This window comes from Pseudomonas sp. MDT1-17, from assembly GCF_054898105.1.
In genome coordinates, this window is sequence record NZ_JBUBVM010000001.1 from 597,425 (window position 1) to 614,337 (window position 16,913).

Below are 16,913 nucleotides of genomic sequence, written 5' to 3' on the forward strand. Positions count from 1 at the left end.
TTCTCTTCAATCCGGGGAGCCGAGCTGTCGGCAGGGTCAATGACAAGTCTTTAGTGAGCCTGGCCATGCCACGGCACCAGTTTGCGTTGCAGGGCGCGCAGGCCCATTTCCATGGCGAAGGCGATCAGCGCGATCACCAGAATCCCCAGCACCACCACATCGGTGACCAGAAACTGCGCGGCCGACTGCACCATGAAGCCCAGCCCGCTGGTGGCGGCGATCAGTTCGGCAGCGACCAGCGTCGACCAACCCACACCCAGGCCAATGCGCACACCGGTCAAAATGTCCGGCAACGCGCTGGGCAGAATCACATGGCGAATCAACTGCGCCCGGGTCGCGCCTAACGACTGCGCCGCGCGCAATTTGGCCGGGTCGACGGTGCGCACACCGGTCGCGGTAGCGATGGCGATCGGGGCGAAGATCGCGAGGTAGATCAGCAAGACTTTTGACAGCTCACCGATGCCGCACCAAATCACGATCAGCGGCAGATAAGCCAAGGGTGGGATAGGGCGGTAAAACTCGATCAGCGGATCGAGAATGCCCCGAGCGATACGGTTGTGGCCGATGGCGATGCCCACCGGCACGGCGGTCAGCACTGCGAAGCCCAGGCCCAGACCGATTCGGCTGAGACTCGCGCCCAAGTGCTGCCACAAGGTCGAATCCATGTAGCCGGTGGTGACCAGCAGCCAGCCTTTTTGCAGCACAGCGGAAGGTGGCGGCAGGAATAGCGGTTCGATCATTCCGGTGGCGGTGACGGCCCACCAGATGACAACCAGCGCGACCAGCGTCAGCACGCTGATCCACCGGGTGCTGAGGCTGCGACGTACCGGAATGACTACCAATTGGCCGTTGGTTTTTCCCGTCGCGGCCGGAATTTCATAGCTGCTCATGCGCGCTCCTGCCGCTGGGCGGTGCTGCGTTGGGAGAACACTTTGGCGAGCACGTGTTCGCGGGTTTCGATAAAGCGCGGGTCAGACTTGATCGATCGAGCCGACTCACCAGCGGCGTATCGCTGACCGAAATCCAGGCTGAGGCGCTCGAAGATTTGCCCAGGGTTTGGCGCCAGCAGAATCAGGTCCGTGGCGAGGAACACCGCTTCTTCAATGTCGTGGGTAATCAGAAATACCGGCTTGGCGGTGCGCTGCCAGACTTGCAGCAGCAGCGCCTGCATTTGTTCACGGGTGAAGGCATCGAGGGCGCCGAAGGGTTCGTCCATCAGCAAAACCCGAGGGTCGGCGGCGAGGGCGCGCGCCAGACCGACACGCTGCTTCTGCCCGCCCGAGAGTTGCCAGATTCGGCGATTTTCGAAACCGCAAAGGTCTACCAGGGCGAGCATTTCCCGGGCGCGGATTTCGCGTTTGTCCCGGGAAATGCCGGCCAGTTCCAGACCGAAACCGACGTTGGCCAGCACGTCCTGCCAGGGCAGCAGCGCGTCGTCCTGGAATACCACGCCGCGTTCGGCGCTCGGGCCTTTGACCGGCACGCCATCGAGGGTGATGCGCCCGGCGCTGGGCTCGACGAAACCGGCAATCAAGTTCAACAGCGAGGTCTTGCCACTGCCGGACGGGCCGAGGGCGACCAGCAATTGCTGGGGCCCAAGACTCAGGGAAATATCCGCCAGTACCGGTTCGGCGGCACCGGGGTACTGTGCGCTGATGCGCTCCAGCTTTAGCAAAGCCATCGCAGTTAACTCCCGATCAGTTGGTGATGTACTTGGCGCTGACGTAGGGGGCGTAATCCGGCAGCACAGCCTCGACCTTGCCTTGTTCTTTGAGGAACGTGGCTGTGTCGGTGATGGCCTTGGTGGTCGGCGCGCCGAGGGTGATCACCTGATCAGCCGCCAGCGGGTAGACGTTGCCTTGCAGCAGCAGCGGAATGTCGCTGGCCTTGGCGCCGGAGAGTTTCACCAGCTTGTCGACGTTGCTTTGGTTGGCGAGCCAGGCCTTCGGGTCTTTACGGTAGTCGGCGTAGGCATCCAGAGTCACTTTAGCGAACGCGGTGACGATTTCCGGGTGCTTCTCGGCGAAGTCTTTACGCACGATCCAGGCATCGAAGGTCGGTGCGCCGAACTTGGCCAGTTCGCCGGAGGTGATCAGTACTTTGCCGTTTTCCTTGGCCACACCGAGGGCTGGGTCCCACACGTAGGTGGCGTCAATGTCACCGCGTTTCCATGCAGCGACAATCGCGGGCGGAGCGAGGTTGAGGACGGTGACTTTCGACGGATCGATGTTCCAGTGCTTCAGCGCGGCCAGCAGGCTGTAGTGGCCGGTGGAAACGAACGGCACGGCGATTTTCTTGCCGATCAGGTCCTGCGGCGTTTTGATCCCGGAACCGTCGCGAGCGACCAAGGCTTCAGCGGCGCCGATCTGGGTGGCGATGAGAAAGGTTTCTACCGGGACTTTGCGGGTGATTGCTGCCGTCAGAGGGCTGGAACCGAGGTAGCCGATCTGCACGTCGCCGGAAGCGATGGCGGCGATGATGTCGGCCCCATTGTCGAATTTGCGCCAGTCGATCTTGGCGTTGGTGGCTTTTTCGTACGCACCGTCGGCCTGGGCGACTTTCGCCGGGTCAACGGTGGTCTGGTAGGCGACGGTGACGTCGGCCGCCTGGGCAAAGAAACTCATCGCAGCCAGAGACGCGGCCGCCAGCAGGCGAAGGGGGAAAGTCAGTTTCATTGAGAAGCTCCTTTTCAGACGACCGAGAATCGGCGTGAAAGGAGACTAAATGATCTAAGAATCAGAAAATAAATAACTTTTTCGAATGAGCTTATGAACGGAAAATTCTAAGGGAGCCCGCAGTGCGTCCTTCGCGAGCAGGCTCGCTCCCACAGGGTTTAATGGTGCCTACACAATTGTAATCACGCCGAAAATCCAGTGTGGGAACGAGCCTGCTCGCGATAAGGTCCGAAGGACCTTCTGATGTTAGTTGCTAATGGCCAAAATGCTCGCCTGATACGACCCGACAAACACATCGAAATCGCCCACCTCGTTCTGCTCCAGCTCAACCTGCTCAGCCAGCGACGAACGCGCCCGCGCTTCAAATGTCGCCTGATCATCACCATTCAACGGCTCGCTGCGGAAAAATTCCGCATGCACCTGGCTCTGACGCAGGGAGAACTGACTGAAGCTCTCCTTGTGCTCAGCCATCGCCGCCAGCACCTGGGCGGATGGCGTCAGGGAAGGATCCTTGACCTTGGCCAGCTGCGCATCCAGCGCCTTGCTATGCGCATCGCCGCCATGGCTCTGATCCAGCATCGCCGCCAGTGGTGCAATCTTCTCCAGCAATTCGCAGGCCCACTCTTTCAGGTCCACCGGATGACCGTCGCGTTGCAGCTGCAGGCCCGGACGGCGACCTTCCTTGACCACGCTGAGGAAGTTCGAGGTCGCGTTGCCGCACGAGGTATTGGTCAGCAGCGGGCTGTCGTTCAGCGCGCAATACAGCAGGAACGCGTCGAGGAAGCGCGACTCAGTGAGGTCGATGCCCATCGGCAGGAACGGGTTGATGTCCAGGCAACGCACTTCGACGTACTGAATGCCACGGGCCATCAGCGCCTGGATCGGCCGTTCGCCGGTGTAGGTCACGCGTTTCGGGCGGATGTTGGAGTAGTACTCGTTTTCGATCTGCAGGATGTTGGTGTTGAGCTGCACCCACTCACCGTCCTGATGTGTGCCGATTTCGACGTACGGCGCATAAGGCGTGGCGACCGCTTTGCGCAGGCTGTCGGTGTAGCTGGCGAGGTCGTTGTAGCACGGCGTCAAACCGGCCTGGGCGTTGCTCTGGTAACCCAGGTCGCTCATGCGCAGGCTGGTGGCGTACGGCAAGTACAACGTGTCCGGGTCCAGTTGTTCCAACTGGTGCGAACGACCGCGCAGGAAACCGGCGTCCAGCGCAGGGGATGCACCGAACAGGTACATCAGCAGCCAGCTGTAGCGGCGGAAGTTACGGATCAGGGCGATGTAGGCCGAAGACTGATAGTCACGGTCGGTGCCGACAAAGCCTTCAGCTTCCTTGAGCAGCGGCCAGAGCTTTTCCGGCAGGGAAAAGTTGTAGTGAATCCCGGCGATGCACTGCATGGTCTTGCCGTAGCGCAGGGCCAGGCCCTTGCGGTAGACGTACTTGAGCTGACCGATGTTGGAGGTGCCGTAATAGGCGATCGGGATGTCTTCCTCGGCCGGCAACGGGCACGGCATCGATGGACTCCACAGGTACTCGTTGCCGAGCTTGCTGTAGGCAAATCGATGAATCTTGTCCAGGCTCGCCAGGGTGTCTGCCGGGTCAGGCAGGGCGGGCGTGATGAACTCCAGCAGCGACTCGGAATAGTCGGTGGTGATTTGTTCGTTGGTCAGCGCGGAACCCAATTCTTCCGGGTGCGGCGTTTGCGCCAGGCGACCTTCGCCGGTCACGCGCAGGCATTCACGTTCGATGCCGTGAAGGCACTGTTCGAGCAGAGAGAGGTTAGCGCGCTCGCCGAGCAGAGCCAGGCGGCGGTTGAGAAGTTCGCTCAAGTTGGATTCCTTCACGCGTCAGTCGCCCCAATATGGGGGTGGGCAAGACGGTCTACAAGGGTGAAGTTGAAACTGGCGTTTTCGCCTGGTTTGGGAGCCCCTCAGGACTGTTGTCCGCCGGCCAAGGTTTGATCGCCGCAATCCCCTGTGGGAGCGGGCTTGCTCGCGAAAGCGGTGGATCGGTCGACTTGAATGTTGCCTGACACACCGCTTTCGCGAGCAAGCCCGCTCCCACAGGAAACTCCGACGCTGCGGCCATAGCGCCGAAATTAACTCAAATTGATGATCACTAGCTACAGGACAGCGAACGTGCCTTGTGCTTTTGCGACCAGTTTGTCGCCCTGCATCACGTCAGCCTCGACCACCAACGTGCGGCGGCCCGGGTGAATGACCCGCGCCGTGCACATCACTTCACCGTCAGAAACGGCGCGAATGTAGTTGATCTTGCACTCGATGGTCGCACTCTGTTGGTCAAAGCCGTGGGTGCTGGAACAGGCCAGCCCCATGGCAATGTCCACCAGACTGAACAAGGCCCCGCCGTGCAGCTTGCCGCCGCGATTGCGCAGCTCTGGCGCAAGCCCGAGGGCGACTTGCGCCACCCCGGTCTCCAGACTGTGCAAACGACACCCCAGCAACTTGAAAAAAGCGCTTTCGGTCAGCCCGGCAGGGATGTCCATCAGCGTTTCTTCAGCTGCTTGGCGTTGGCGAACAGCGAAGCCATGGCGTTGTTGGCCGGAGCCGCCGCCGTGGTTTCTTTGCGCGGTGCGGTGTTCTGGGATTGACGGGGTGCCGAACCCGGACGCGCGCCACGTGCGCCATCGATTTTCTCGCCCGGGGTGTCGCTCATGCGCATCGACAGGCCCACGCGTTTGCGCGGGATGTCGATTTCCATGACCTTCACTTTCACCACGTCACCGGCCTTCACCGCTTCACGCGGATCTTTGATGAACTTCTCCGAAAGCGCAGAGATGTGCACCAAACCGTCTTGATGCACGCCGATGTCGACGAACGCGCCAAAGTTGGTCACGTTGGTTACCACGCCTTCGAGGATCATGCCCAGTTGCAGGTCCTTGAGGTCTTCGACGCCTTCCTGGAACTCGGCGGTCTTGAACTCAGGACGTGGATCGCGGCCAGGTTTTTCCAGCTCTTGCAGAATGTCGGTGACCGTTGGCAGACCGAAAGTCTCGTCGGTGTACTTCTTCGGGTCGAGGCGCTTGAGGAAACTCGCGTCGCCGATCAGCGAACGGATATCACGGTCGGTTTCAGCGGCGATGCGCTGGACCAGCGGATAGGCTTCCGGGTGAACCGCGGACGAATCCAGTGGGTTATCGCCGTTCATGACGCGCAGGAAACCGGCAGCCTGCTCAAAGGTTTTTTCACCCAGACGCGCGACTTTCTTCAACGCCGCACGGGTTTTGAACGCACCGTGCTCGTCGCGGTGGCTCACGATGTTCTGCGCCAAGGTCGCGTTGAGACCGGAGATACGCGCCAGCAGCGCCACGGAAGCAGTGTTCACGTCCACGCCTACGGCGTTTACGCAGTCCTCGACCACAGCGTCCAGGCCGCGCGCCAGTTTCAGCTGCGACACGTCGTGCTGGTACTGGCCGACGCCGATGGATTTCGGATCGATCTTCACCAGTTCGGCCAGTGGATCCTGCAGGCGACGAGCGATCGACACCGCGCCACGAATCGACACGTCGAGGTCCGGGAATTCCTTGGACGCCAGTTCCGACGCCGAGTAAACCGATGCGCCGGCCTCGGACACCATGACTTTGGTCATCTTCATGGCTGGGTATTTTTTGATCAGTTCAGCGGCCAGCTTGTCGGTTTCGCGGCTGGCGGTGCCGTTGCCGATGGCGATCAGGTCCACCGCATGCTTGGCGCACAGGGCGGCGAGCACGGCGAGGGTCTGATCCCACTTGTTGTGCGGCACGTGCGGGTAAACCGTGGCGTGATCCAGCAGCTTGCCGGTGGAATCGACCACGGCGACCTTGCAACCGGTGCGCAGGCCCGGGTCGAGGCCCAGCGTGGCGCGCGGGCCGGCCGGTGCCGACAACAGCAAGTCGTGCAGGTTGTGGGCAAACACGTTGATCGCTTCGGTTTCCGCGCCATCGCGCAGTTCGCCCAGCAGGTCGGTTTCCAGGTGGGTGTAGAGCTTGACCTTCCAAGTCCAGCGCACCACTTCGCCCAGCCATTTGTCGGCGGCGCGGTTCTGGTTCTGGATACCGAATTGCTGGCCGATCATGCCTTCGCACGGGTGCATGGTGCCCGGCAGTTCGTCGCCGACTTTCAGCGCAGAACTCAGAATGCCTTCGTTGCGGCCACGGAAAATGGCGAGCGCGCGGTGCGACGGCATGCTTTTCAGTGGTTCGTCGTGCTCGAAATAGTCGCGGAACTTGGCGCCTTCCTCTTCTTTGCCAGCGATGACGCGGGCACTCAGAGTGGCTTCCTGCTTGAGGTAGCTGCGCAGTTTGTCCAGCAAACCGGCGTCTTCGGCGAAGCGCTCCATGAGGATGTACTTGGCGCCTTCGAGGGCAGCCTTCACATCGGCGACGCCTTTTTCGGCATCGATGAAGCGCGCGGCTTCAGCCTCTGGCGTCAGGGTCGGGTCGTTGAACAGGCTGTCGGCCAGCTCGCCGAGGCCGGCTTCCAGGGCGATCTGGCCCTTGGTGCGGCGCTTCTGCTTGTATGGCAGGTACAAGTCTTCGAGGCGGGTTTTGGTGTCGGCGAGTTTGATGTCGCGTTCAAGTTGCGGGGTCAGCTTGCCTTGTTCCTGGATGCTGGCAAGGATGCTGATACGCCGTTCGTCGAGTTCTCGCAGGTAGCGCAGACGCTCTTCCAGATGACGCAACTGGATGTCATCGAGGCTGCCGGTCACTTCTTTCCGGTAACGGGCGATGAAGGGCACCGTGGAGCCTTCATCGAGTAGCGCGACGGCCGCTTCGACCTGTTGTGGGCGTACGCCGAGTTCCTCGGCGATGCGGCTGTTGATGCTGTCCATAAAACCACCTGACAAATTGTGAAAGCAGGCTCGCAGGCGCGAGATAAAGGCTCGGCGAGTCTGGTTGAGCGGCCTGGCCTGCGCCGCTACCTGGATCAACAGGCATCCCGTTGACCCGTGAAATCGAACAATGACTGCCGCAACCGTGAAAATAAATATCGGCCACTCGCAGCAATGATCAGACGTTGCCTGACACAAAAGGCCGCGCATTATAACCAGCGTTCTGTCATTCGGGGGCATCGCAGGCTGTAGGCATAAAGGCCGGATTTCTGGCGGTGAAGGAAAAATCTGCTAACAATGCACACGGTGCGTATAACGGCAGCTACGCCATAATGCGCGCCGAGACCAAAGGAGCATCTAATGAGCAGCACTGCAAACATTGCTGAAGGCGAGAAAATTCTTATTGTTGACGACGATCCAGGGCTGAGCAGCCTGTTGGAACGCTTTTTCGTCAGCAAGGGCTACCGCGCCCGCGCCGTGCCGAACACTGAACAAATGGATCGCCTGCTGGCGCGTGAAGTGTTCAACCTGGTCGTCCTCGACCTGATGCTGCCCGGCGAAGACGGCTTGACCGCCTGCCGCCGCCTGCGCACCGCGAACAACCAGATTCCTATCATCATGCTGACCGCCAAGGGCGATGAGCTGAGCCGTATCAAGGGCCTCGAACTGGGCGCCGACGATTACCTGGCCAAGCCGTTCAACCCGGATGAGCTGATGGCGCGTGTCAAAGCGGTCCTGCGTCGTCAGTCCGCTCCGGTGCCGGGTGCTCCGGGCAGCGAAGACGAAAGCGTGACCTTCGGTGACTACGAACTGTCCCTGGCCACCCGCGAACTCAAGCGCGGCGACGAAGTGCACATGCTCACCACGGGTGAGTTTGCGGTGCTCAAGGCGTTGGTGATGAACGCCCGCCAGCCTCTGACGCGCGACAAACTGATGAACCTGGCCCGTGGCCGCGAGTGGGACGCCCTGGAGCGTTCCATCGACGTACAAATCTCGCGTCTGCGCCGGATGATCGAGCCCGATCCATCCAAACCGCGTTACATCCAGACAGTCTGGGGCGTGGGTTACGTGTTCGTTCCGGATGGCGCCGCCACCAAGTGATCGGTGATTTGTAGGAGCGGGTCTTGCGGGCAACGGGTCAGATGACCTTGTCCGCTGACTCGCGATCCGTAATATGCGAGCATCGCTCGCTCCTGCAAGTGTGTAGCGGTTATCCATGAAAACCCCCGTTTGGTTCCCCCAGAGTTTCTTCTCCCGCACCCTGTGGCTGGTGCTGATCGTCGTCCTGTTTTCCAAGGCGTTGACCCTGGTTTATCTGTTGATGAACGAAGACGTCCTGGTGGACCGCCAATACAGCCACGGCGTCGCCCTGACGCTGCGCGCCTATTGGGCGGCCGATGAAGAAAACCGTGAGAAAATCGCAGATGCTGCGACCCTGATCCGGGTAGTGGGCGCGGGTGTGCCGGAGGGCGAGCAACACTGGCCCTACAGCGAGATCTATCAGCGGCAGATGCAGGCAGAGCTGGGTAACGACACCGAAGTGCGATTACGCATGCACTCGCCGCCGGCGCTGTGGGTGCGGGCACCAAGCCTGGGTGATGGCTGGCTGAAAGTGCCGCTTTACCCACATCCGTTGCGTGGCCAGAAAATTTGGAATGTGCTCGGCTGGTTCCTTGCCATTGGCTTGCTGTCCACTGCGTCGGCATGGATCTTCGTCAGCCAGCTCAATCAACCGTTGAAACGTCTGGTGTATGCCGCGAGGCAACTCGGTCAGGGCCGCAGTGTGCGCCTGCCGATCAGCGACACACCGAGTGAAATGACCGAGGTCTATCGCGCCTTCAACCAGATGGCTGAAGACGTCGAACAGGCCGGCCGCGAGCGCGAACTGATGCTCGCTGGGGTCTCCCATGACTTGCGCACACCCTTGACCCGTTTGCGGCTGTCTCTGGAGTTGATGGGCGACCATAGCGACCTGACAGACGACATGGTCCGCGACATCGAAGACATGGACGCGATTCTCGACCAGTTCCTGGCGTTTATCCGCGATGGTCGCGACGAGTCGGTGGAAGAGGTGGACCTGAGCGACCTGGTGCGCGAAGTCGCGGCGCCGTACAACCAGAACGAAGAGAAAGTGTGCCTGCGCCTGGAGCCGATTCAGCCGTTTCCGTTGCGTCGGGTGTCGATGAAGCGGTTGCTGAACAACCTGATTGGCAACGCTTTGCATCACGCAGGCAGCGGGGTTGAGGTGGCGGCTTATGTGTCCGGTGATACCAGTGCGCCGTATGTGGTGCTGAGTGTCATGGACCGTGGGGCGGGGATTGATCCTTCGGAGCTGGAGGCGATCTTCAACCCGTTTACGCGTGGTGATCGTGCCCGGGGGGGCAAGGGGACAGGGTTGGGCTTGGCGATCGTGAAGCGAATTGCTTCGATGCACGGCGGCAATGTTGAACTGCGCAACCGTTCCGGTGGTGGACTCGAAGCTCGGGTGCGGTTGCCGCTTGGGTTGATGCTTCCTCGAGACGCGGTTTAAAGTCCAACAACTCTGCGGCGGCGGACGGCCTCTTCGCGAGCAGGCTCGCTCCCACATGAATTTGCGTCGGATGTGAATTTTCGTCCACCGCAGATCAACTGTAGGAGCGAGCCTGCTCGCGAAGGCGGCATCACTGCCACCGCAAAGACTGGGCTTAGCCCTTGCCTTTGGTCCGCGTCATATTCGGCCCACCATTCTTTTCAAGATGCTCAATGATGATCCCCGCCACATTCTTGCTGGTGGTGGTTTCAATCCCTTCCAACCCCGGCGACGAATTCACTTCCATCACCAGCGGCCCATGATTGGAGCGCAGGATATCCACGCCCGCCACTGCCAAACCCATCACCTTCGCCGCACGCAATGCCGTCATGCGTTCTTCCGGCGTGATCTTGATCAGGCTGGCGGTGCCACCACGATGCAGGTTGGAGCGAAATTCCCCAGGCTTGGCCTGGCGCTTCATCGCCGCGATCACCTTGTCGCCCACCACGAAGCAGCGAATGTCCGCCCCGCCGGCTTCCTTGATGTATTCCTGAACCATGATGTTCTGCTTCAGGCCCATGAACGCCTCGATCACCGACTCCGCCGCCGTCGCCGTTTCACACATCACCACGCCGATACCCTGAGTGCCTTCCAGCACCTTGATCACCAGCGGCGCGCCGTTGACCATCTCGATCAAGTCGGGAATGTCGTCCGGGGAGTGCGCAAAACCGGTGACTGGCAAACCGATCCCCCGGCGCGACAGCAATTGCAGGGACCGCAGTTTGTCCCGCGAGCGGGCGATGGCCACCGATTCGTTGAGTGGAAAAACGCCCATCATTTCAAACTGGCGCAACACCGCGCAGCCATAAAACGTCACCGACGCGCCGATCCGCGGGATCACCGCATCGAAACCTTCCAGCGGCTTGCCGCGGTAGTGGATCTGCGGTTTATGGCTGGCAATGTTCATGTAGGCGCGCAAGGTGTCGATCACCACCATTTCATGGCCACGCTCGGTACCGGCTTCGACCAGACGACGAGTGGAATACAGACGCGGGTTCCGCGACAGCACAGCGATCTTCATGCAACACCTGTGGAAAAGGTAGATACCGGGAACACCGGCTTGTCTTGTACGTATTTAATGCCCGGATTGACGACTAACTGGCCGTCGATCAAGGCTTTGGAACCGAGTAGCAGGCGATAACGCATGGACTTGCGGCAGGCGAGGGTGAACTCGACCCGCCAGACCCGATCACCAAGGGCCAGGGTAGTGCTGACCACGTAACGCATCTGCGCGTGACCGTTGGAGCTTTTGATAGTCTTCATTGTCACCAGGGGTGCTTCGCAGCGCCGGTGACGCAGTTGCACCACCGTGCCCAAGTGCGCAGTAAAGCGCACCCACTGTTCCCCGTCGCGCTCGAACGGTTCGATATCGGTAGCATGCAGGCTGGAGGTGCTGGCGCCGGTGTCGATTTTTGCGCGCAGGCCCGCGACTCCCAAATCCGGGAGCGCCACCCACTCGCGCAGACCGACAACGGTCAAATGGTCAAATGTCTTCAATAGGAAAAACCGGCGATTAACGCGTCCAGGCCCCAGGCGTTACCGGGGCCAACGCTTTGAATGCAGGCTTGGCGAACCAGTAACCCTGCATCAGAAAAATTCCACAGTCCGCCAGGAAATCCCGTTCTCCGGCGCTTTCGATCCCTTCGGCAATGACTGTAACGTTCAGCTCCGCACAGATTGTGACAACCCCTCGAACGATAGCCTGACGAACACGATCGCGGTCGACATCGCGGATCAGTGCCATGTCGAGTTTGATCAGGTCCGGTTGGAAATCAGCAAGCAGATTGAGCCCCGAGTAGCCCGCGCCGAAATCGTCGATGGCGGTCTTGAAGCCGAATTCGCGGTATTCACGCAGAATATTGGTCAAATGGCGATAGTTATCTACGTGTTGGCTTTCCAGGGTTTCGAAAATCAGCCGGTCGATGGGGAAGTTGTGTTTTTTCGCTGCTTCCAGTGTGCTGCGAATACACAGTTCCGGGCGGTACACGGCGTTGGGCATGAAGTTGATCGACAGATGCGTCTGCATCCCTAGATTCGCCGCGCCTTCAATGGCTTTGGTCCGGCAGAGCTGGTCAAAGCGGTAGCGGTTGTTCTCGGTGACCTGATCGAGAACTGACAGTGCACCCTCACCCTTTACACCGCGTACGAGTGCCTCATGGGCGAATATCGACTGGTCTCGCAAATCGACGATCGGTTGGTAGGCAAACGCAAAATCGAACCCCAAGGGCTCACTTTGCTGGCAACCCTGGCAACTGCCCTTGGGCGAGGTCAATGAAGACGGAAATATAGTCAATCGGTCACTCCATGCCGGTGAGCCGGCCAAGATCACATTCTATCTGGAGGGCCGAGTTCTTGCGCCCGACAGAAACGGTAGTACAGTTCCGACTATGGGCTGAAAGAGGAATTAAAGTGGCACAAAAACAGGAAGAGGACGACAAGGTCCGTCTCGATAAATGGTTGTGGGCCGCGCGTTTTTATAAAACACGCGCCTTGGCCAAAGCGGCGATAGAGAGCGGCAAGGTGCATTGCCGGGGTGAGCGCTGCAAACCGGGCAAGGAGCCGAGGGTCGGCGACGAGTTTCAGATTCGCACAGGGTTCGAGGAACGCACGGTAGTGGTTCAGGCGTTATCGATCGTACGCCGAGGCGCGCCAGAGGCTCAGGCGCTCTACGCCGAAACAGAAGCCAGCATCGCCAAGCGCGAGGCGGCCGCAGCCATGCGTAAGGCTGGTTCGCTGGGCGTGAGCACCGACGGCAAACCGAGCAAGAAGCAGCGACGGGATTTGTTCAAGTTTCGTGGAAGCAGCAACGACGAGTAGGGCAATAGTTTCTGTGTTGCCTGTGAAGCAGCCTTCGCGAGCTACGCTTGGAACAAACCCGGATTGTTCATAAAATGCCTCCCATGGCTGAACATCGCGCACCGAAAGGGTGCTGCAGAGGCGCAATTTTCACTTTTTGAACTCATTTGTTATTACTTCAGATACCCAGACCTATGACCGATTTACCGGATACCGACTACACCCAACGCTTCATTTTCGATGACAGCGACACCCGCGGCGAGCTGGTTGCGTTGGAGCGTAGCTACGCCGAAGTCCTCGCAAAACACCCGTACCCGGAGCCAGTTGCACAACTGCTCGGCGAGCTGATGGCGGCGGCATCGTTGTTGGTCGGCACCTTGAAGTTCGATGGCTTGCTGATTCTTCAGGCCCGTTCCGAAGGCCCGATCCCGCTGCTGATGATCGAATGCTCCAGCGAGCGTGAAATCCGTGGCCTGGCCCGATACGAAGCCGACCAGATCGCACCCGACGCGACCCTCGCCGACCTGATGCCCAATGGCGTATTGGCGCTGACCGTCGACCCCACCCAAGGCCAGCGTTACCAGGGCATCGTCGACCTCGATGGCGAAACCCTGTCGGAGTGCTTCACTAACTACTTCGTGATGTCCCAACAAGTCGGTACGCGTTTCTGGCTGTACGCTGATGGTCGTCGCGCCCGTGGCCTGTTGCTGCAACAACTGCCCGCCGACCGTCTGAAAGACGAAGAAGAACGCGCCGCCAGCTGGCAGCACATCACCGCGCTGGGCAGCACCCTGACCGCCGATGAATTGCTGAGCCTGGACAACGAAACCGTACTCCATCGCCTCTACCACGAAGAGCAGGTTCGCCTGTTCGATGTGCAGAAACTGCGTTTCCGTTGCAGCTGCTCACGCGAACGTTCTGCCAATGCGCTGGTCAGCTTGGGTCTGGAAGATGCGCAGTCCCTGGTGATCGAACACGGCGGCCACATCGAGATCGATTGCCAGTTCTGCAACCAGCGCTACCTGTTTGATGCTGCGGATATCACTCAATTGTTCGCGGGTGCGGGTGTCGATACGCCGTCAGATACCCGGCACTAAAACGGTTCAGCGCAGGTAAATTCACTGCTTAGCGCCGGAATAACGCCGTTACGACGGGAGGGCCCTACTATTTTTGGGCGTTTCTGGCATAATCCGGCCCACTTTTTGTCGCGGTAGTAGTGCACGACTTTCTACTACAAAACGTTTGGAGCACACTCGGCCACTGGCCGACGGGGAATCTCATGACGCAAGCCAATAACGCCGTGTACACCGATCTGAGTGTTGATGATCTGGTAAAAGAAGCCCTGAGTCGCGGTGAAGGCGAGCTTGCCGATACCGGCGCGCTGGTAGTTCGCACTGGTCACCGCACCGGTCGCTCGCCAGTCGATCGTTTCATCGTAGAAGAGCTTTCCACCCAGGCAGCCATTGCCTGGGGCCCGATCAACCGCAAGTTCCCGGCCGACAAGTTCGACGCCCTGTGGGCTCGCGTCGAGGCGTTCAACAACGCGCAAGAGCATTTCGTTTCCCACGTGCATGTAGGTGCGGCTGAAGACCACTACCTGGCCGTGAAGATGACCACCCAGACTGCCTGGCAGAACCTGTTCGGCCGTTGCCTGTTCATCAACCCGGAAAAGTACAACCCGGCTGGCCGTGATGAGTGGCAAGTGCTCAACGTTGCCAACTTCGAGTGCGTGCCAGAGCGTGACGGCACCAACTCCGACGGTTGCGTGATCCTCAACTTCGCTCAGAAGAAAGTGCTGATCGCCGGCATGCGTTACGCCGGTGAAATGAAGAAAGCCATGTTCTCGGTGCAGAACTTCCTGCTGCCGGCTGCCGACGTGCTGCCAATGCACTGCGCCGCCAACATCGGCGAAGAGGGCGACGTGACCCTGTTCTTCGGTCTGTCCGGCACCGGCAAGACCACCTTGTCCGCTGATGAAAGCCGTTACCTGATCGGTGACGACGAGCACGGCTGGGGTGAAGGCGTTGTCTTCAACATCGAAGGCGGCTGCTACGCCAAGTGCATCGACCTGTCAGAGAAGAACGAGCCGGTCATCTGGAAAGCCATCAAGCACGGCGCAGTCCTGGAAAACGTCGTTATCGATGACGCCAAGCACGCCGATTACGCTGATGTCAGCCTGACCCAGAACAGCCGCGCCGCCTACCCGCTGGAGCACGTTGCCAAGCGTTCCGAGAAGAACCTCGGTGGCGAGCCAAACGCTGTGATCTTCCTGACCTGCGACCTGACCGGCGTGCTGCCGCCCGTGTCGATCCTCAGCGAAGAACAAGCGGCCTACCACTTCCTGTCCGGCTATACCGCACTGGTAGGCTCGACCGAAATGGGTTCCGGCAGCGGCATCAAATCGACCTTCTCCACCTGCTTCGGCGCACCGTTCTTCCCGCGTCCGGCTGGTGAATACGCAGAACTGCTGATTAAGCGTATCCGCGGCTTTGGCTCCAAGGTCTATCTGGTCAACACCGGCTGGACCGGCGGCGGCTACGGCGTCGGCAAACGCTTCAACATCCCGACTACTCGCGGCGTGATCGCAGCGATCCAGAGCGGCGCGTTGATCGGTGCTGAAACCGAGCACCTGGACACCATCAACCTTGACGTGCCGTTGGCTGTGCCAGGCGTTGAGACTGGCCTGTTGAACCCACGTAACACATGGGCTGACAAGGCTGCTTACGATGAGGCCGCTAAGGCGTTGGCTGGGTTGTTTGTTGAGAACTTCAAGAAATTTGAAGTGAGCGACGCGATCAAGGCTGCTGGGCCGAAGTTGTAAGTGTTGGTTTGATGTAATGAAAAGCCGCCCTCAGGGGCGGCTTTTTTATGTGCGCAATTCGGGTCATCAAAGACACAACTGCCATTATTCCAGCTGAACAGACGTCAAACGGCCAGAATAATGGCACTTACGCGTTCAGCTAGATCCCTTCCAATTCCTGTGTATCCCATCGTTGCAACTTGATCGCTTGGTAAATCATTCCGATGGTCAGCGGGACCTTGTCGCCACGCCCCTTGGCCCGATGCTTGAGAAACACATCAAATCCTTCCGGCTGAAAGTAGCGGTAGGCGTCGTAGTCGATGAAGTCGATTGCGAATTGTTCTTCCAGTTCTTCCATAAGGTGTCGTGCATCAGCGCCGTCGCAGCCCAGGTCGAAGTTGATCGAGGTGTTGAGGCTGATGTTTTTGCGTTCGGGTAGGCCGAGCTCTTCGTGCAGCAGCTGTATGAGCAGGTGCATGGCGTGGTCGTCGGGGAAGTTGGGGGCGAGGTTCATTGCGGGTGTCCGGTTGGGCTTGGATGGATCTTATTGGTCGTCAGGCTTGTGGGGAAGGACGGGAGAGCATTGCGGCGGTTTGTCTTGTTGGTATTTGGCGAGCACTCCGTCTTGCGTAGGAAGTGGTTTGTTGAGGTCTACCGGTGATGTGTCGAAACCGGCGAGGTACAGGCTGGCCAGGTAATTTGAGCGGCGGACCTTTTCGTAGTAATCGTGTTTACTTTGGAACGTGGATTCGCTCATCGTGGTTGTCTCGGGTACGAGTGTTCGCTTATTGCCGTGGGTCTGATTCTTGACTTTCAGCGCTGATGCACTTGGTGGCTGTCCACGTTTTATGGAATGTGGACAGTCGGAAAAACGTTTTTATAAAGAGTCAATATTTTTGACCGCTCCCACGTTCCAGGACGAAGCGCGGGGAGGTGGGATGTGTTGCGCTGTTTAACCGGCTAACGCATTCAGCACATGGATAGGGTCATTATGGATGGCTTTCAGCAGGGCTTTGGCCGGCCCTGTCGGTTCGCGGCGACCCTGTTCCCAGTTGCGAAGAGTGCCCAGTTGGACGTCTATCAAGGCTGCGAACTTGGCCTGAGTCAGACCGGTAGCCTTACGAATTTCTTTGACTTGCAACGCATCAACATGGAATTCGCGGGAAGGCCGACGTTCACCCCGTACGATCTCATCCATCTGTTGCACGCTTTCCATCAGCTCATCAAAAAACTTGCTCATGG

The 16,913-nt window shown here is 59.4% G+C and carries 16 protein-coding genes and 1 pseudogene; 5 read left to right on the forward strand and 12 right to left on the reverse strand.

Translation table 11 applies throughout. The annotated features are described in order from the left end of the window. Positions 1 to 50 precede the first annotated feature (50 nt). From tauC to ACYZTX_RS02655, 6 genes are all read right to left on the reverse strand, one after another. A complete protein-coding gene (tauC, locus tag ACYZTX_RS02630; RefSeq protein WP_462032833.1) occupies positions 51 to 890 on the reverse strand; it encodes a taurine ABC transporter permease TauC in 840 nt (279 codons plus the stop codon). After that, positions 887 to 1,681, reverse strand: coding sequence for a taurine ABC transporter ATP-binding subunit (gene tauB, locus ACYZTX_RS02635; protein WP_462032834.1), 795 nt, complete (start codon positions 1,679 to 1,681; stop codon positions 887 to 889). Before tauB ends, tauC begins: the two co-directional genes overlap by 4 nt. Positions 1,682 to 1,697: 16 nt before the next feature. After that, positions 1,698 to 2,675: a taurine ABC transporter substrate-binding protein gene (gene tauA, locus ACYZTX_RS02640; protein ID WP_462032835.1), complete on the reverse strand. Its 978-nt coding sequence runs from the start codon at positions 2,673 to 2,675 to the stop codon at positions 1,698 to 1,700. Between the two features lie 246 nt (positions 2,676 to 2,921). Next, complete coding sequence (gene gshA, locus ACYZTX_RS02645; RefSeq protein ID WP_462032836.1) at positions 2,922 to 4,505, reverse strand: glutamate--cysteine ligase; 1,584 nt, start codon at positions 4,503 to 4,505, stop codon at positions 2,922 to 2,924. A gap of 293 nt (positions 4,506 to 4,798) precedes the next feature. Beyond that, positions 4,799 to 5,182, reverse strand: coding sequence for a PaaI family thioesterase (locus ACYZTX_RS02650; RefSeq protein ID WP_140668028.1), 384 nt, complete (start codon positions 5,180 to 5,182; stop codon positions 4,799 to 4,801). Further along, on the reverse strand, positions 5,182 to 7,506 hold the full coding sequence (locus ACYZTX_RS02655; RefSeq protein WP_462032837.1) for a Tex family protein: 2,325 nt from the start codon (positions 7,504 to 7,506) through the stop codon (positions 5,182 to 5,184). The genes ACYZTX_RS02650 and ACYZTX_RS02655 overlap by 1 nt, the downstream gene beginning before the upstream one ends. Positions 7,507 to 7,866: 360 nt before the next feature. Here ACYZTX_RS02655 and ompR point away from each other — a divergent pair, with 360 nt between their 5' ends. Together ompR and ACYZTX_RS02665 are read left to right on the forward strand one after the other, a co-directional pair. Beyond that, the gene (gene ompR / locus ACYZTX_RS02660) at positions 7,867 to 8,607 is read left to right on the forward strand and encodes an osmolarity response regulator transcription factor OmpR (protein WP_008149284.1); all 741 of its coding nucleotides are present in this window, start codon (positions 7,867 to 7,869) and stop codon (positions 8,605 to 8,607) included. A gap of 115 nt (positions 8,608 to 8,722) precedes the next feature. Then, entirely contained in the window at positions 8,723 to 10,036 is a 1,314-nt protein-coding gene (locus ACYZTX_RS02665; protein WP_462032838.1) for an ATP-binding protein, read from the forward strand. Positions 10,037 to 10,190: 154 nt separating this feature from the next. Here ACYZTX_RS02665 and rimK read toward each other — a convergent pair whose 3' ends face one another. Genes rimK through rimA form a run of 3 tightly spaced genes read right to left on the reverse strand, consistent with a single transcriptional unit; the run spans position 10,191 to position 12,368 of the window. Further along, the gene (gene rimK / locus ACYZTX_RS02670; RefSeq protein WP_134419496.1) at positions 10,191 to 11,096 is read right to left on the reverse strand and encodes a 30S ribosomal protein S6--L-glutamate ligase; all 906 of its coding nucleotides are present in this window, start codon (positions 11,094 to 11,096) and stop codon (positions 10,191 to 10,193) included. Next, on the reverse strand, positions 11,093 to 11,572 hold the full coding sequence (gene rimB / locus ACYZTX_RS02675; RefSeq protein WP_074872557.1) for a retropepsin-like aspartic endopeptidase RimB: 480 nt from the start codon (positions 11,570 to 11,572) through the stop codon (positions 11,093 to 11,095). The genes rimK and rimB overlap by 4 nt, the downstream gene beginning before the upstream one ends. 16 nt (positions 11,573 to 11,588) lie before the next feature. Next, entirely contained in the window at positions 11,589 to 12,368 is a 780-nt protein-coding gene (gene rimA / locus ACYZTX_RS02680; protein ID WP_462032839.1) for a S6 modification regulatory phosphodiesterase RimA, read from the reverse strand. A gap of 116 nt (positions 12,369 to 12,484) precedes the next feature. On the opposite strand from rimA, the gene ACYZTX_RS02685 reads away from it, so the two are divergent. From ACYZTX_RS02685 to ACYZTX_RS02695, 3 genes are all read left to right on the forward strand, one after another. Then, positions 12,485 to 12,892: an RNA-binding S4 domain-containing protein gene (locus ACYZTX_RS02685; RefSeq protein ID WP_462032841.1), complete on the forward strand. Its 408-nt coding sequence runs from the start codon at positions 12,485 to 12,487 to the stop codon at positions 12,890 to 12,892. A gap of 173 nt (positions 12,893 to 13,065) precedes the next feature. Further along, a complete protein-coding gene (gene hslO, locus ACYZTX_RS02690; RefSeq protein WP_462032842.1) occupies positions 13,066 to 13,968 on the forward strand; it encodes an Hsp33 family molecular chaperone HslO in 903 nt (300 codons plus the stop codon). A 182-nt stretch (positions 13,969 to 14,150) separates the two neighbouring features. Next, on the forward strand, positions 14,151 to 15,692 hold the full coding sequence (locus ACYZTX_RS02695; RefSeq protein ID WP_462032843.1) for a phosphoenolpyruvate carboxykinase: 1,542 nt from the start codon (positions 14,151 to 14,153) through the stop codon (positions 15,690 to 15,692). A gap of 139 nt (positions 15,693 to 15,831) precedes the next feature. Here the strand turns inward: ACYZTX_RS02695 and ACYZTX_RS02700 are convergent, their stop codons facing one another. The 3 genes and pseudogenes from ACYZTX_RS02700 to nadS all read right to left on the reverse strand — a co-directional run bounded on the left by ACYZTX_RS02700 (position 15,832) and on the right by nadS (position 16,911). After that, positions 15,832 to 16,185, reverse strand: coding sequence for a DUF1493 family protein (locus ACYZTX_RS02700; RefSeq protein ID WP_462032844.1), 354 nt, complete (start codon positions 16,183 to 16,185; stop codon positions 15,832 to 15,834). Between the two features lie 87 nt (positions 16,186 to 16,272). After that, a pseudogene (locus tag ACYZTX_RS02705) lies at positions 16,273 to 16,428 on the reverse strand (YhfG family protein); the annotation flags it as partial. A 195-nt stretch (positions 16,429 to 16,623) separates the two neighbouring features. Then, the gene (nadS, locus tag ACYZTX_RS02710; protein WP_462032845.1) at positions 16,624 to 16,911 is read right to left on the reverse strand and encodes a NadS family protein; all 288 of its coding nucleotides are present in this window, start codon (positions 16,909 to 16,911) and stop codon (positions 16,624 to 16,626) included. Between the last annotated feature and the right edge of the window lie 2 nt (positions 16,912 to 16,913).